This window comes from Bifidobacterium rousetti, from assembly GCF_008698235.1.
In the GTDB taxonomy this organism is placed as follows: Bacteria; Actinomycetota; Actinomycetes; order Actinomycetales; family Bifidobacteriaceae; genus Bifidobacterium; species Bifidobacterium rousetti.
In genome coordinates this window covers 20,575-35,177 of the sequence record NZ_PEBH01000003.1, presented here as the reverse complement: position 1 = coordinate 35,177, position 14,603 = coordinate 20,575, and the positions used below count along the sequence as shown (strand labels likewise).

13 protein-coding genes and 1 tRNA gene are annotated in these 14,603 nt (G+C 64.2%); 10 read left to right on the top strand and 4 right to left on the bottom strand.

Annotation, left to right across the window (positions count from 1 at the left end; genetic code table 11):
* Positions 1-29 precede the first annotated feature (29 nt).
* The 3 genes from purC to purT all read right to left on the bottom strand — a co-directional run bounded on the left by purC (position 30) and on the right by purT (position 2,817).
* The gene (gene purC / locus CSQ85_RS04655) at positions 30-782 is read right to left on the bottom strand and encodes a phosphoribosylaminoimidazolesuccinocarboxamide synthase (RefSeq protein ID WP_150383090.1); all 753 of its coding nucleotides are present in this window, start codon (positions 780-782) and stop codon (positions 30-32) included.
* A gap of 267 nt (positions 783-1,049) precedes the next feature.
* Positions 1,050-1,415, bottom strand: a complete 366-nt coding sequence (locus tag CSQ85_RS04650) for a VOC family protein (RefSeq protein ID WP_150383089.1) — start codon at positions 1,413-1,415, stop codon at positions 1,050-1,052.
* Positions 1,416-1,512: 97 nt separating this feature from the next.
* The gene (purT, locus tag CSQ85_RS04645; RefSeq protein WP_150383088.1) at positions 1,513-2,817 is read right to left on the bottom strand and encodes a formate-dependent phosphoribosylglycinamide formyltransferase; all 1,305 of its coding nucleotides are present in this window, start codon (positions 2,815-2,817) and stop codon (positions 1,513-1,515) included.
* Positions 2,818-3,052: 235 nt separating this feature from the next.
* Here purT and CSQ85_RS04640 point away from each other — a divergent pair, with 235 nt between their 5' ends.
* Together CSQ85_RS04640 and CSQ85_RS04635 are read left to right on the top strand one after the other, a co-directional pair.
* Positions 3,053-4,252, top strand: coding sequence for a pyridoxal phosphate-dependent aminotransferase (locus CSQ85_RS04640; RefSeq protein ID WP_150383087.1), 1,200 nt, complete (start codon positions 3,053-3,055; stop codon positions 4,250-4,252).
* Positions 4,253-4,281: 29 nt separating this feature from the next.
* The gene (locus CSQ85_RS04635; RefSeq protein ID WP_150383086.1) at positions 4,282-5,481 is read left to right on the top strand and encodes a glycosyltransferase; all 1,200 of its coding nucleotides are present in this window, start codon (positions 4,282-4,284) and stop codon (positions 5,479-5,481) included.
* On the opposite strand, the gene CSQ85_RS04630 is transcribed toward CSQ85_RS04635, so the two are convergent.
* Entirely contained in the window at positions 5,465-6,490 is a 1,026-nt protein-coding gene (locus CSQ85_RS04630; RefSeq protein WP_150383085.1) for a threonine aldolase family protein, read from the bottom strand. The two genes, CSQ85_RS04635 and CSQ85_RS04630, sit on opposite strands and share 17 nt — an antisense overlap.
* A 695-nt stretch (positions 6,491-7,185) precedes the next feature.
* Between CSQ85_RS04630 and CSQ85_RS04625 the strand changes: the two genes are divergently transcribed.
* The 8 genes from CSQ85_RS04625 (at position 7,186) to carA (ending at position 14,602) form a co-directional block, all read left to right on the top strand.
* Positions 7,186-7,261 (top strand) — tRNA-His (locus tag CSQ85_RS04625).
* 339 nt (positions 7,262-7,600) lie between these two features.
* Positions 7,601-7,972 carry a 30S ribosomal protein S12 gene (rpsL, locus tag CSQ85_RS04620; RefSeq protein ID WP_003825774.1) on the top strand — a complete coding sequence of 124 codons (372 nt, stop codon included), beginning with the start codon at positions 7,601-7,603 and terminating at the stop codon, positions 7,970-7,972.
* A gap of 5 nt (positions 7,973-7,977) precedes the next feature.
* The gene (gene rpsG, locus CSQ85_RS04615; RefSeq protein WP_043167139.1) at positions 7,978-8,448 is read left to right on the top strand and encodes a 30S ribosomal protein S7; all 471 of its coding nucleotides are present in this window, start codon (positions 7,978-7,980) and stop codon (positions 8,446-8,448) included.
* A gap of 30 nt (positions 8,449-8,478) precedes the next feature.
* On the top strand, positions 8,479-10,605 hold the full coding sequence (gene fusA, locus CSQ85_RS04610; protein WP_107041172.1) for an elongation factor G: 2,127 nt from the start codon (positions 8,479-8,481) through the stop codon (positions 10,603-10,605).
* Positions 10,606-10,743: 138 nt separating this feature from the next.
* Positions 10,744-11,943, top strand: a complete 1,200-nt coding sequence (tuf, locus tag CSQ85_RS04605) for an elongation factor Tu (protein ID WP_150383084.1) — start codon at positions 10,744-10,746, stop codon at positions 11,941-11,943.
* 210 nt (positions 11,944-12,153) lie between these two features.
* A complete protein-coding gene (gene efp / locus CSQ85_RS04600) occupies positions 12,154-12,711 on the top strand; it encodes an elongation factor P (RefSeq protein WP_107041174.1) in 558 nt (185 codons plus the stop codon).
* 66 nt (positions 12,712-12,777) lie between these two features.
* Complete coding sequence (nusB, locus tag CSQ85_RS04595; RefSeq protein ID WP_150383083.1) at positions 12,778-13,191, top strand: transcription antitermination factor NusB; 414 nt, start codon at positions 12,778-12,780, stop codon at positions 13,189-13,191.
* A gap of 190 nt (positions 13,192-13,381) precedes the next feature.
* The gene (gene carA / locus CSQ85_RS04590; RefSeq protein WP_223846842.1) at positions 13,382-14,602 is read left to right on the top strand and encodes a glutamine-hydrolyzing carbamoyl-phosphate synthase small subunit; all 1,221 of its coding nucleotides are present in this window, start codon (positions 13,382-13,384) and stop codon (positions 14,600-14,602) included.
* Position 14,603: the final 1 nt, after the last annotated feature.

Sequence of the window (14,603 nt, the reverse complement as noted above, 5' to 3'; positions counted from 1 at the left end):
GTTCCGTCGGCGGAAGCCAGATCAACGCGTCATTCGGCGACTTCGATACCCTCGGACTTGGCGAGCTCGGCGAGGCGTTCCTCGATCTCCTCGTAGGCCGGGATGATGCTGCCCAGTCCGCGGCGGAAGAGGTCCTTGTCGAGGTGCTCGACCTTGCCGGAGTGGTCGCGCTGGTCCCACAGACGGCAGGAGTCCGGGGTGATCTCGTCGGCAAGCAGCAGCGTGCCGTCCGAGGCACGTCCCATCTCGATCTTGAAGTCGACCAGCTTGACGTCGATCTTCGCGAAGATCTCGATGAGGGCCTCGTTGATCCTGCGCGCCAGCGGGGCGATCTCGGCAAGATCCTCACGGGTGCACACGTTCAGGGCGACGAGGTCGTCGTCGTTGACGAACGGGTCATGCAGGTCGTCGTTCTTCAGGAAGTACTCGAGCACTGGCTCCTTGAGCGGCAGGCCCTCCTCGACGCCGAGACGCGAGCAGAAATGGCCGGCGGCGGTGTTGCGAAGCACGATCTCCAGCGGGAACATGTTCACCTTGCGCACCAGCTGGCCGGTGGCGTTCACGCGCTTGATGAGGTGGCTGTCGATGCCGCGCTTCTTGAGCAGGTCGAAGATGATGGTGGTGATGAGGTTGTTCAGACGGCCCTTGCCGGTGAAGTCCTCCTTCTTCTCGCCGTCGCCCGCGGTGGCGGTGTTCTTGTACTCGACCCAGAGGACCTCCGGATCGTCGGTTGCGTACAGTTGCTTGGCCTTGCCCTCGTAGAGCTTTTCCAGTTTCTCCATTACTCGCCTTTCAGGAGTGGAATTCTGGGTGAACTTAACGGTAAAAGGGTACCAACCGGCGGCTACATGCAACACACAGCGGCAGGGGCTTGCAGCGAATCATTCTCAATAACGAATGTGTGAGCCTAACTCACATGATCACACAAGCGAACAAACGCCGGAATCGTTGGGATTCCAGCGTTTGTTCGTTTGTTATGTGCGATTGACGACGCGTCAATCCTCACACTTTTGTTAGTGAGAATGATTCGCTGCAACGGCGCGCAAGCGTCAACGCAGCATCGCCTCGATGTTATTGCCGTCCGGGTCGTGGATGAACGCGGCGTAGTAGGTCGGGCCGTAGTTCGGACGCGGTCCGGGCTGGCCGTTGTCGACGCCGCCGGCGGCGAGACCCGCCTCATGGAACGCCTTGATCGCGTCCTCGTCCTTGGCTCGGAACGCGACATGGGTCGGCACCACGGGGTTGCCGTCCTTCGGCGACTCCAGCCACACGCTGTCGCCGTCCTCGGCGTTGGCGAAGCACACCGCGCCCGGGAACTCGTGCTTCTTCTCATAGCCCAGCGGGGACAGCAGCTTGGCGTAGAACCCCGCGCGCTCGTTCGCGTCGGCGACGAACAGTCCGATGTGATCGATCATGACGAACCTCCTTGTGGTCGTGACGGCCCCCGAAACAGAAACCGTCCTGTGACCATTATCGGTCGCAGGACGGTTTTCATGGTTCATGAAACGGGATTCAGCGCACGTCGATCGTCAGCGCGTCGGCCACATGCGCGGCCCGCTCACGCGCATCCGCTTCGGAGTCGCCGATCGCCAGCGCCACCGCCATGCGTCGGTGGCCATGCACCTCGGGCTTGGCGAAGATGCGCAGGTCGGTGCCCGGTTCGGCCAGCGCCCCGGCCAGACCGGAGAACTCCGCCTCGCCGTCGCCGGCGACGACGATCGCGTGGCTCGCCGCGACGGCACCGGCCGGCAAGGCCAGCGCCACATGCCCCTCGGTGACCGGCAGACCCAGGATCGCACGGGCGTGCAGCGCGAACTCGCTCAGACGCTGCGAGGCCATCGTCACCATGCCCGTGTCATGCGGGCGGGGGGAGACCTCGTTGAACAGCACGCGGCCGTCGGTCAGCACGAACAGCTCCACGCCGAACACACCCCAGCCGGTTTCGCCGCTCGCCTTCGCCTTGGCGACCAGTCCCTCGACGGCCGCGCGCGCGATGCGCCCCGCCTCGGCGAGCACGGACTCCGCGGCCGCGGCCGGCTGCCACGACTCGCGGTAATCGCCCGACTCCTGACGCTGGCCGATAGGTGCGCACGTCACGATCCCGGCCGACGACGAGACCGTCAGCACGGTCAGCTCGTAATCCAGCGGGGCCAGCGCCTCGACGATCACGCGTGACACGTCACCCTCGCCGGCGGCGCGGCGGCCCTCCTGCGCCTCGGTCCACGCCGCGTCAATCGCATCGGCCGAACGCACGACCGACTGGCCGTGGCCGGACGAGCTCATCACCGGCTTGACCACGCACGGATAGCCGACCTTCCCGGCACCCTCGCGCAGCTCGGCCAACGATCCGGCGAACCGGTACGGGGTGGTCGGCAGCCCCAGCTCCTCGTGGGCGAGCACGCGCAGACGCTCGCGGTCCATGCAGATCGCCGCGATCTCGGCGCTCGGCACCACCTGAACGCCACGGGCGGCCGCATCCGCGAGCTCTGAGGTGGCGATCGCCTCGACCTCCGGCACGACGATGTCCGGGCGAACCTCATCGAACAGGGCGCGCAATTCGTCGGCGTTCGCCATGTCCAGCACGCGGCGTTCGTGCGCGACCTGCTGCGCCGGCGCGCCCTCGTACGAATCGGCCGCGCACACCCACGCGCCGAGGCGCATCAGCTCGATCGTGACCTCCTTGCCGAGCTCGCCCGAGCCGAGGAACAGCACGCGCGTCGGACGGTCGCCGAGCGGCGTGCCCAGCACGCGGTCCGCCGGATCGGATGCGCGCGTGGGGGAAACGGAATCGTTGGGAATCTGTGCGTTATCGGTCATGGGCACATTCTCGCATCGCCCATAGAACTTGGTGACGGAACCCACGACGGCCGTGAGCGGCTATAGGCGGCTATAAGCATTGCGTATAGACACGCCCTTGTATGCCGGTGGCGACGTCCGTATCGTGGAAATCACCGATCGGGGGAAACACGATCGGGCCAACGTTTTCAAATGACGAAGCGGCGGCCGGGCGGCAAATGGCCTGACCGCCAAGGGGACAATCGAGGGGAACGTCATGGGGACCGGCGATCCGCGGATCATCGACACACTGATCGCACACAGGGCGAGGCGCCTGCCGCCGAACCCGTTCGCCGAGGCCGACGCGCGCGCCGCAGCCGCAGTCCGGGCCGGACACCGCATCATCGACCTGTCCAAGGGCAATCCCGACGGCGCGCCGCCCGCGTTCATGCAGGACGCGCTCGCCCACGCCGCGCACGACCCTTCCTACTTCCGCTATCCCGCGTTCGGCGGCATCCCCGCCTATCTCGACGCGATCCGCGGATGGTATGCGAACCGGTACGGCGTCACGCTCGACACGCGATCGCAGATCCTCGCCGTCGCCGGCGCTTCGGTCGGCATCTCCACGGTGATCGAGGCGCTGATCGACGAGGGCCACGTCGTCGTGGCCGTCGACCCGTACTATCCGCAGTACGAGGGGTCCACGGCCGTCGCCGGCGGCGTGTTCGAGACGATCCCCGCTGATCCGGCGCACGGGTACCTGCCCGACCTCGACGCCGTCGATCCGGCGTTGTGGGACCGCGCCAAGCTCCTGATCCTCAACTACCCGAACAACCCCACCGGAGCCGTCGCCACGGCCGGGTTCTACGAGCGGGCCGTGGCGCTCGCCCACGAGCACCGTTTTGCGATCATGAACGACTTCGCCTACGCCGGCATCGAATTCGGCGCCGAGCCGAGCCCCAGCGTCCTCGCCACGCCGAGCGCCGCCGACGTGGCGGTCGAACTCGGCTCCCTGTCGAAGATGTTCATGGTGGCGGGGTGGCGCGGCGGATGGATCGCCGGCAACCGGAAGATCGTCGCCGCCGCCAAGGCCGTGCACAACCAGACCACCGTGCTCGCGCCCAGCGTCATCCAGCAGGCCGGTGCCGTGGCCCTGAACAGCGACCTGCGATCGGTCGACGCGCTGGCCGCCACCTACGGCCATCGCGCCAAGGTGCTCGCGCAGGGTCTCAAGGAGGCCGGATTCGACGTCGCCGACGTGCACGGCGGCCTGTTCCTCTGGGCGCGCGTCCCCGAAGGCCACGGCACCTCCGACGAGTTCACCGCATGGCTGCTCGAACACGCCGGCGTCGCCGTCATGCCGGGCTCCTGCTTCGGTCCGCACTCCGACGGCTTCGTCCGATTCAGCCTCCTGAAGCCGGAGGCCGACCTCTACGAGGCCGTCTCGCACATCACCCGCGCCGTCCGACAGTCGTAGCCTTGTCCCGGCGGTCGTAATATGGAGCAATGCGAGAACGCGCAATCGAAGCAATCGAAGAAGACCATGAGGAGCGCATCGACCGTCCGCTGACCATCGCGCTGGTGGTGGACACGGTCGGCAACCAGGGCAACGGCACGTCCAATTCGGCGTTGCAGTGGGCCGCCGAGCTGAAACGGCAGGGGCATCACGTCAGGCTCGTCGGCATCGGCGCGCCCGATTACCCCGCACGTGTGAACAAGGTGCCACTGGTCTCGTGGGTCGCGGCCAAGCAGCAGATGCAGTTCGCCGAGCCCAGCGACACGCTGTTCCGCACCGCGTTCCGGGGCGTCGACGTCGTGCACATCTACATGCCGTTCAAGTTCGGCCGCCGCGCCGCGAAGGTCGCCCGGCAGATGGGCATCCCCGTGACCGCGGGATTCCACCTGCAGCCGGAGAACGTGCTGTATTCGGCGGGGCCCCTGCGCTACATCCCCGGCATGGAGAAGTTCCTGTACTGGCTGTTCCGCCAGTGGCTGTACAAGCGGGTGGACCACATTCACACGCCCACCGAGATGACCGCGAGCCTGCTGCGTGAGCACGGCTACCGCGGTGTGATGCACGTGATCTCGAACGGGTATTCGCCGCGTTTCACCGCCCGTGAGCCCGTCGACCCGCAGGCCCCCGCGCGTGTGCCGTTCCGTGTCGTCGCGTCCGGCCGTCTCGCGCACGAGAAGGACCAGATCACGCTCATCAAGGCGATCTCGATGAGCCGGCACGCCAGCGACATCCAGCTGATCATCGCCGGCACGGGCCCGCTCAAGCACTATCTCACGTTCCGCGCGAACCGCCGTCTCAAGCGCAGGGCCGACATCGGCTTCCACAACAACGCGGACATGCCGGCGCTGCTGCGATCATGCGATCTGTTCGTGCACTGCTCGATCGCGGACATCGAGTCGGTGAGCGTCATCGAGGCGATGGCGAGCGGCCTTGTGCCGGTGATCGCCGCATCGGAACTGTCCGCGGCGAGCCAGTTCGCGCTGCTCGACGAGTCGCTCTTCCCGGTGCGTGACGCGGCGATGCTCGCCCGGCGCATCGACTGGTGGATCGACCATCCGGCCGAACTCGCGCGGTGGGGCGCACGGTACGCGACCCACACGCGCGAGCACTATTCGGTCGAGGCGTCCGTCCACAAATTCGTCGACATGGAGCGCGAGGCGATCGACGCGAAGGCTACAGCAGCGCGATGAGCTGCTCGGTCTCCTCGTCGGTGGTGGCCCAGCTGGTGCAGATGCGCATCACGGTGTGCGTGTCGTCGGCCTTCTCCATGAAGCCGAGGCGTACATGCCGCGACAGCCGGTCGATGGTCGGCTGGTCGAGCGTGACGAAGATCTGGTTGGTCGGCGCCTCGAAGGTGAGCGTGTAACCCTTCTCGCGCAGGGCCTTGCGGATGCGGTCGGCCTGCTCGTTGGCGTTGCGTGCGATGCGGAAGTACAGATCGTCGGTGAACAGCGTGTCGAACTGGACGCCGAGCAGGAAGCCCTTGGCGAGCAGGGCGCCGTGCTGTTTGATGATCGTCAGGAAGTGCTTCGGCGTATTGCGCTTCGTGAACACGACCGCCTCGCCGAACATCGCGCCCACCTTGGTTCCGCCGATGTACAGGACGTCGCAGATGTCCGCGAGTTCGGGCAGCGTCACGTCGCATCCGGTCGAGGTCAGTCCGTAGCCGAGCCGTGCGCCGTCGACGAAGAACGGCATGTCGTATCGGTGCGCGACCTCGGCCAGATGCTCGAGCTCCGCCTTGGTGTACATCGTGCCGTATTCGGTGGAGATGGAGACGTACACGCATCCGGGGAAGACCATGTGCTCGTGGTTGCCGTCCGCGTAGAACGTGGCGCAGTACTCGTCCAGTTCGTCGGCGTCCATCCTGCCGTCGTGGTGGGGGAGGGTGAGCACCTTGTGCCCGGAGTATTCGATCGCCCCGGCCTCGTGTACGTTCGGATGCCCCGAGGTGACGGTGACGACGCCGGCGTAGGGCGGGGTGATCGCGTCGATGACGACCTGGTTGGTCTGGGTGCCGCCGACCAGGAACCACACGTCGGCGTCCGGCTTGCCGCAGGCGGCGCGGATCTTCGCCTTGGCCGACTCGCAGATCGGGTCGGAGCCGTAGCCGGGGTAGAGGTTGTCGTTGATGCGGGCGAGCGCGTCGAGGATCGCGGGGTGCGCGGCGCGCGAATAGTCGTTTTCGAAGGAAAGCATGGTCACGAGTCTATGCCCGGGATGTGTCGGAAGGCGACTGCGGCGCCCACGAGCCGGATCGGACGGCAAGAGACGGCAAAGGACGGCAAGGGACGACAAAGGACGGCAGGGGACGACAAAAAGCGGCCCCCGGAACCGAAGGGAAAAATTCCGGGGGCCGCCTGATATAGGGGAAGGAGGTGATGGAACGTTTCGCCTCATCCGCTTCGTCACGCGCGGCGCGTGACGTTTCAGCTCACACAGTACACATCGTTGGATGGTGCACGGCCCGGCGCCTGCGCCGTATGACCTCACCGTGCTCGCGAATCGTTATCGCCGTATTCAATTATCTTGAAGGCGTTGCGCCTGCGGTCTTACGACGTTCTGCGCCTCGTTGCGACCTGCCGAATTCTCGGCCGATCTTAAACTCCGGCCTTCACTTGCAGTATACCGTTGATCCGAACATCGACACGCGGTCACTGATGGGTTTCATGGTGGTGAAACCTAATTGGGAGTAGGTATTAAAGGGGATTGTGCTAATTGAACAAAAACGAACATTCGTATGTTCTTTCTGGGCGGCAAGCGAACATGGAGCGGTGATTTCACCGCGCGTTCACGGACGCGACACGCCGATGTTGGACAGCGATGAAAACTCCTGTATAGTATCCACCCGTTGTCCAACACCGACGCAAGCCGGTTGAGGAGAGCGCCACATGGTGGATATAGCTCAGTTGGTAGAGCATCTGATTGTGGTTCAGAAGGTCGCGTGTTCGAGCCACGTTATCCACCCCACTGAAACCCCGAGGCGAAAGCCCCGGGGTTTCTTGTTTGTCATGGTCCGAAAAGCGATTCGGGGCACTTCGGCGTGTCGTTGTCGCGTGCGGAAGTATTCTAGACATTTGTGTGTGCCAGCGGCATGCCTTATGTGACAGGCATGCGGGCTGGGATATCCCGCGAATCGCATGGATCGCGCGCAGCAATGCGGCGGCGAGAGACGAGCGGGCCATCGGGCCGGTGGGCAGTGGCTGACTTTCCGATTCGGATGCGCTCGAACGCGCATCGGGGGAGTGTGGTCCACGGCGTAGCGGGCCTCACGAAAGCAAGAGATAACACTGAATCGGAGAATTCAAGTTGCCTACTATCGAACAGCTCGTCCGTAAGGGACGTTCGCCGAAGCCGAAGAAGTCGAAGACTTTGGCGCTTAAGGGCAGCCCGCTGCGTCGCGGCGTGTGCACCCGTGTCTACACCACCACCCCGAAGAAGCCGAACTCGGCACTGCGTAAGGTCGCCCGTGTCCGCCTGTCCTCCGGCATCGAAGTCACCGCCTACATCCCGGGCGAGGGCCACAACCTGCAGGAGCACTCCATCGTGCTCGTGCGCGGCGGCCGTGTGAAGGATCTGCCGGGTGTGCGTTACCACATCGTGCGTGGCGCGCTCGATACCCAGGGTGTCAAGGACCGCAAGCAGGGTCGTTCCCTGTACGGAGCAAAGAAGGCGAAGTAAGAGATATGTCACGTAAAGGACCCGCTAAGAAGCACGTCGTTCTGCCTGATCCGATCTACGGTTCGACCGTGGTGGCGCAGCTGATCAACAAGATCCTGCTCGACGGCAAGAAGTCGATCGCCGAGGACATCGTCTACTCCGCGCTCGACATCGTCAAGGAGAAGACCGAGCAGGAGCCGGTCGCCGTCCTCAAGCGCGCTCTGGACAACATCCGTCCGTCCCTCGAGGTGCGTTCCCGCCGTGTCGGTGGCGCCACCTACCAGGTCCCGGTCGAGGTCAAGCCGAACCGCGCCAACACCCTGTCCCTGCGCTGGCTGACCGACTTCTCCCGCGCCCGTCGCGAGAAGACGATGGCCGAGCGCCTCGCCAACGAGATCCTCGACGCCTCCAACGGCCTCGGCGCTTCTGTCAAGCGTCGCGAGGATACTCATAAGATGGCAGAGGCTAACAAGGCCTTCGCTCACTACCGCTGGTAATTCAAGTAGAACGAGAGTTAAGGAAAACTCATGGCGCTAGACGTCCTTTCGGATCTCCACATGATCCGCAACATCGGTATCATGGCCCACATCGATGCCGGTAAGACCACCACCACCGAGCGTATTCTGTACTACACCGGCAAGAGCTACAAGATCGGCGAGGTGCATGATGGCGCCGCGACGATGGACTTCATGGCTCAGGAGCAGGAGCGTGGCATCACCATCCAGTCCGCCGCCACCACCTGCTTCTGGAACCGCCAGACGCACGACACCGAGGACAAGTTCCAGATCAACATCATCGACACCCCCGGCCACGTGGACTTCACGGCCGAGGTGGAGCGCTCCCTGCGCGTGCTCGATGGCGCCGTCGCCGTCTTCGACGGCAAGGAGGGCGTGGAGCCGCAGTCCGAGACCGTGTGGCGTCAGGCCGACAAGTACGGCGTTCCGCGTATCTGCTTCATCAACAAGATGGACAAGCTGGGCGCGAACTTCTACTACTCGGTGGACACCATCAAGGAGAAGCTGGGCGCCAACCCGATCGTCATGCAGCTGCCGATGGGCGCCGAGAGCGAGTTCACCGGCGTCATCGACCTCGTCGAGATGAAGGCCTACGACTGGAACACCGGCGACGAGCTCGGTGCCCACTACAACATGGACCCGATCCCGGCCGAGTACGAGGAGAAGGCCCAGGAGTACCACGAGAAGTTGGTCGAGGCCGCCGCCGAGGCGAACGACGAGCTGATGAACAAGTTCTTCGAGGAGGGCGAGCTCTCCAAGGAGGAGATCCGCGCCGGCATCCGCGAGCTGACCATCTCCAAGCGCGCGTTCCCGGTCTTCTGCGGTTCCGCGTTCAAGGACAAGGGCGTTCAGCCGATGCTGGACGGCGTCATCGACTACCTGCCGTCCCCGGAGGACGTGCCGGCCATCAAGGGCTACAAGCCCGGCGATGAGTCCGTCGAGATCGACCGTCACCCGACGACCGAGGACCCGTTCTCCGCGCTGGTCTTCAAGATCTCCACCCACCCGTTCTACGGCAAGCTCGTGTTCGTGCGCGTCTACTCCGGCTCCGTCAAGCCGGGCGACTCCGTGCTCGACTCCACCCGCGAGAAGAAGGAACGCGTCGGCAAGATCTTCCAGATGCACGCCGACAAGGAGAACCCGGTGGACGCCGCCGAGGCCGGCAACATCTACACCTTCGTGGGCCTCAAGAACGTCACCACCGGTGACACCCTGTGCGCCATCGACGCTCCGATCACCCTCGACTCCATGACCTTCCCGGAGCCGGTCATCCAGGTGGCCGTCGAGCCGAAGACCAAGGCCGACCAGGAGAAGATGGGCATCGCCCTCGCCAAGCTGGCCGAGGAGGACCCGACCTTCCAGGTCACCACGGACGAGGAGTCCGGCCAGACCCTGATCGCCGGCATGGGCGAGCTCCAGCTCGACATCATCGTCGACCGTATGCGTCGCGAGTTCAAGGTCGAGTGCACCCAGGGCAAGCCGCAGGTCGCCTACCGCGAGACCATCCGCAAGGCCGTCATGGACCAGGGCTACACGCACAAGAAGCAGACCGGTGGTTCCGGCCAGTTCGCGAAGGTCCTGATGAACTTCGAGCCGCTCGACACCACCGAGGGCAAGACCTTCGAGTTCGAGAACGCCGTCACCGGCGGCCACATCTCCCAGGAGTTCATCCCGTCCATCGAGGCCGGCGTCAAGGAGGCCATGGAGTCCGGTATTCTGGCCGGCTTCCCGGTCGTGGGCGTCAAGGCCACCGTCACCGACGGCCAGATGCACCCGGTCGATTCCTCCGAGATGGCCTTCAAGCTCGCGGGCTCCATGTGCTTCAAGGAGGCCGCCCCGAAGGCCAAGCCGGTCATCCTCGAGCCGATCATGGCCGTCGAGGTCCGCACCCCTGAGGACTACATGGGTGAGGTCATCGGCGATCTGAACCAGCGTCGTGGCAACATCCAGTCCATGACCGACGCCACCGGCGTCAAGGTCATCGACGCCAAGGTCCCGCTGTCCGAGATGTTCGGCTACATCGGCGACCTGCGTTCCAAGACCCAGGGTCGCGCCATGTTCTCCATGCAGATGGATTCCTACGCCGAGGTCCCGAAGAACGTCTCCGACGAGATCATCAAGGCCCAGCGCGGCGAGTGACACGCGTAGCTACGTTGATTTGCGGTCAGTCTCCAGTCAGCGGTAATATCGTGTACCGCTGACTGGGTTCTGGCTTCTCAATGTGGCACGAAACCCAGAAACCCAGTAAACCTACGAAACGTCCAGGAGGACAAAGTAATGGCAAAGGAAAAGTACGAGCGTACTAAGCCGCACGTTAACATCGGTACGATCGGCCACGTCGATCACGGTAAGACCACTCTGACCGCGGCCATCTCCAAGGTTCTGTACGAGGAGTACCCGGACATCAACACCGAGTACGACTTCAACCAGATCGACTCCGCTCCGGAAGAGGCTGCTCGTGGTATCACGATCAACATCTCCCACATCGAGTACCAGACCGAGAAGCGCCACTACGCTCACGTCGACTGCCCGGGCCACGCCGACTTCGTGAAGAACATGATCACCGGTGCCGCCCAGATGGATGGCGCCATCCTCGTGGTCGCCGCCACCGACGGCCCGATGGCCCAGACCCGCGAGCACGTCCTGCTCGCCCGTCAGGTCGGTGTCCCGAAGATCCTGGTCGCCCTGAACAAGTGCGACATGGTCGACGATGAGGAGCTCATCGAGCTCGTCGAGGAAGAGGTCCGTGACCTCCTCGACGAGAACGGCTTCGATCGTGACTGCCCGGTCATCCGTGTGTCCGCCTACGGCGCCCTGCACGATGACGCCCCGGACCACGAGCACTGGGTCGAGCAGATCAAGAAGCTCATGGACGCCGTCGACGAGTACATCCCGACCCCGGTCCACGACCTTGACAAGCCGTTCCTGATGCCGATCGAGGACGTCTTCACCATCTCCGGCCGTGGTACGGTCGTCACCGGCCGTGTCGAGCGTGGCCAGCTGGCCGTCAACTCCCCGGTCGAGATCGTCGGTATCCGCGACACCCAGAACACCACCGTGACCTCCATCGAGACCTTCCACAAGACGATGGACTCCTGCGAGGCCGGCGACAACACCGGTCTGCTGCTCCGTGGTCTCGGCCGTACGGACGTCGAGCGTGGCCAGGTCGTGGCCGCTCCGGGTTCCGTCACCCCGCACACCAAGTTCGAGGGTGAGGTCTACGTCCTGACCAAGGACGAGGGTGGCCGTCACTCGCCGTTCTTCTCCAACTACCGTCCGCAGTTCTACTTCCGCACCACCGACGTCACCGGCGTCATCGAGCTGCCGGAAGGCGTCGAGATGGTTCAGCCGGGCGATCACGCGACCTTCACGGTCGAGCTGATCCAGCCGATCGCCATGGAGGAGGGTCTGACCTTCGCTGTGCGTGAGGGTGGCCACACCGTCGGCTCGGGCCGTGTCACCAAGATCCTCGCCTGATTTCCATCAGCGAGCATCGGACGCGTCTGAACTAGCGTTCTAGGAAATCCCCTTCGAGAGCAATCTCGAAGGGGATTTCCTGTATATTCGGCCATACGCCGACAGCCCGCATGAACCGCGCCACGCCCCTGTATGGGCGTTGTGGCATAATTGACAAGGCAATTTTTGGGTATTGCCCACTCAGTTTGAATTTGAAATAGGTGAGTAAACGTGGCACAGACTACCAATGACATCAAGAACGGCTCCGTTCTGAACCTTGACGGCCAGCTGTGGACCGTACTGAAGTTCCAGCACGTCAAGCCGGGCAAGGGCCCCGCCTTCGTGCGCACCACCATCAAGAACGTGCTCTCCGGCAAGATCGTCGACAAGACCTTCAACGCGGGCATGAAGATCGAGTTCGAGACCGTCGACAACCGCAACCTCCAGTACTCCTACGAGGACGGCGACAGCCTCGTCTTCATGGACATGGAGACCTACGACCAGATCTACGTGCCGAAGAACCTCGTCGACACCAAGTTCCTCCTCGAGGGCACCGACTGCGTCGTCTCCTTCCACGACGGCACCCCGCTGAACGTCGAGCTGCCGGCCTCCGTGGTCCTGACCATCACCCACACCGAGCCGGGCCTGCAGGGCAACCGCTCCAACGCGGGCACCAAGCCGGCCACCGTCGAGACCGGCGCCGAGATCCAGGTCCCGCTGTTCATCAACGAGGGCGAGAAGGTCAAGGTCAACACCACCGACGGCTCCTACCTGGGCCGCGAGAACTAATTCCCATCGGTTCCCTCCCGTAACCGAAGACAGTCGACACCGGTAAAGCAAAGGACCTAGAGCTGCATGGCACGTTCCACCGCCCGTAAAAGGGCTCTGAACACGTTGTACGAAGCGGACGAGAAGGGGCAGGACATCCTGTCCCTCCTCGAGGAGCGCATCGAGACCCCGGGCGCGCAGACGCCGCTGCCCGAGTACGCCATCGAGATCGTGCGTGGCGTCGCCGAGCATCTGAGCGAGATCGACGCCGCACTGGATCAGCATTCCACCGGGTGGAAGGTCAACCGCATGGGCGTCGTCGACCGCAACATCCTGCGTATCGCCGCCTGGGAGATCCTCTTCAACGATGACGTGCCGGACAAGGTCGCCATCGACGAGGCGTTGTCGCTCGCCAAGACGCTGTGCGACGACGATTCGCCCGCATTCATCCACGGACTGCTGTCCGCCATCTGCACGGCCAAGGAAAGGCCGATCGACTGATTTTCCATTGAACGCCTCCCCGTAATACGGGAGGCGTTTTTATGAGCGGGAGCGATCCGAAGACCCACGGATCGACGAACGAGCCTCCCGCCAGCGGAGGCATAGGGATTCGCATGCGCGCGGCGCGCGTGTGAGTCTGCGCTGGCCGATAATCTAAGACACGGATACCCGAGCTGATAAGGGGGTTTTGGTGAGCGAGAACGCGAACTATGGCAAGGACGACGCCGTTCTTGTGTTGGAGGATGGGCAGGTGTATGTAGGCGAGCCCTACGGCGCCCGCGGGGTGACCACGGGTGAGATCGTGTTCGCCACCGGCATGACCGGCTATCAGGAGACGCTCACCGACCCGAGCTACGACCGTCAGATCGTCGTGCAGACGTTCCCGCACATCGGAGACACCGGTGTGAACCACGAGGATCCGGAATCCTCCCGCATCTGGGTCGCCGGCTATGTCGTGCGCGACCCCTCGCCGAATGTGAGCAACTGGCGCGCCGACGGCAGCCTCGACGGCGATCTCGAGGCCAACGGCATCGTCGGCCTCGCGGACATCGACACCCGCAAGCTGGTGCGCCACCTGCGCTCCGCCGGCGTCATGCGCGCCGGCATCTTCTCCGGCGACGCCCTGCTGGACGAGGCGGGCCGTCTCAAGGAGGTCGACGCGCTGCTCGAGGCGGTCAAGGCCACCCCGCAGATGCAGGGCCTGAGCCTGTACGACGAGGTCAGCACCAAGGAGGCCTACACCATCGAGCCGTGCGGCGAATTCGAGGGCAAGGAGCCGCTGTACACCGTGGCCGCCGTGGACCTCGGCATCAAGGCGATGACCCCTCACCGCATGGCCGAGCGTGGATGCCGCGTGCACGTCGTGCCCTCCACCATCACATTCGCCGAGCTCGAGGAGCTCAACCCCGACGGCGTCTTCTTCTCCAACGGCCCGGGTGACCCGGAGCAGGCCGGCCCGGAGGTCGAGCTGCTGCGTCAGGTCCTCGACGCCGGCTACCCGTTCTTCGGCATCTGCTTCGGCAACCAGCTGCTCGGCCGCGCGCTCGGCTTCGGCACGTACAAGCTCAAGTTCGGCCACCGCGGCATCAACCAGCCGGTCAAGGACATGACCACCGGCAAGATCGAGATCACCGCGCACAACCACGGCTTCGCCGTCGACGCCCCGATCGGCGAAACCGTCGACGCCCCGTTCGGGGACGGCCGTTACGGCAAGGTGTTCGTCAGCCACATCGACCTGAACGACGACGTGGTCGAGGGTCTGCAGTGCGTGGACATCCCCGCGTTCTCCGTGCAGTACCACCCGGAGGCCGCGGCCGGCCCGCACGACGCCGCCTACCTGTTCGACCGTTTCTGCGAGCTCATGAAGAACAACCCGCGCGACGAGCGCGCCAACTCCAAGGAAGGTAAGTGAT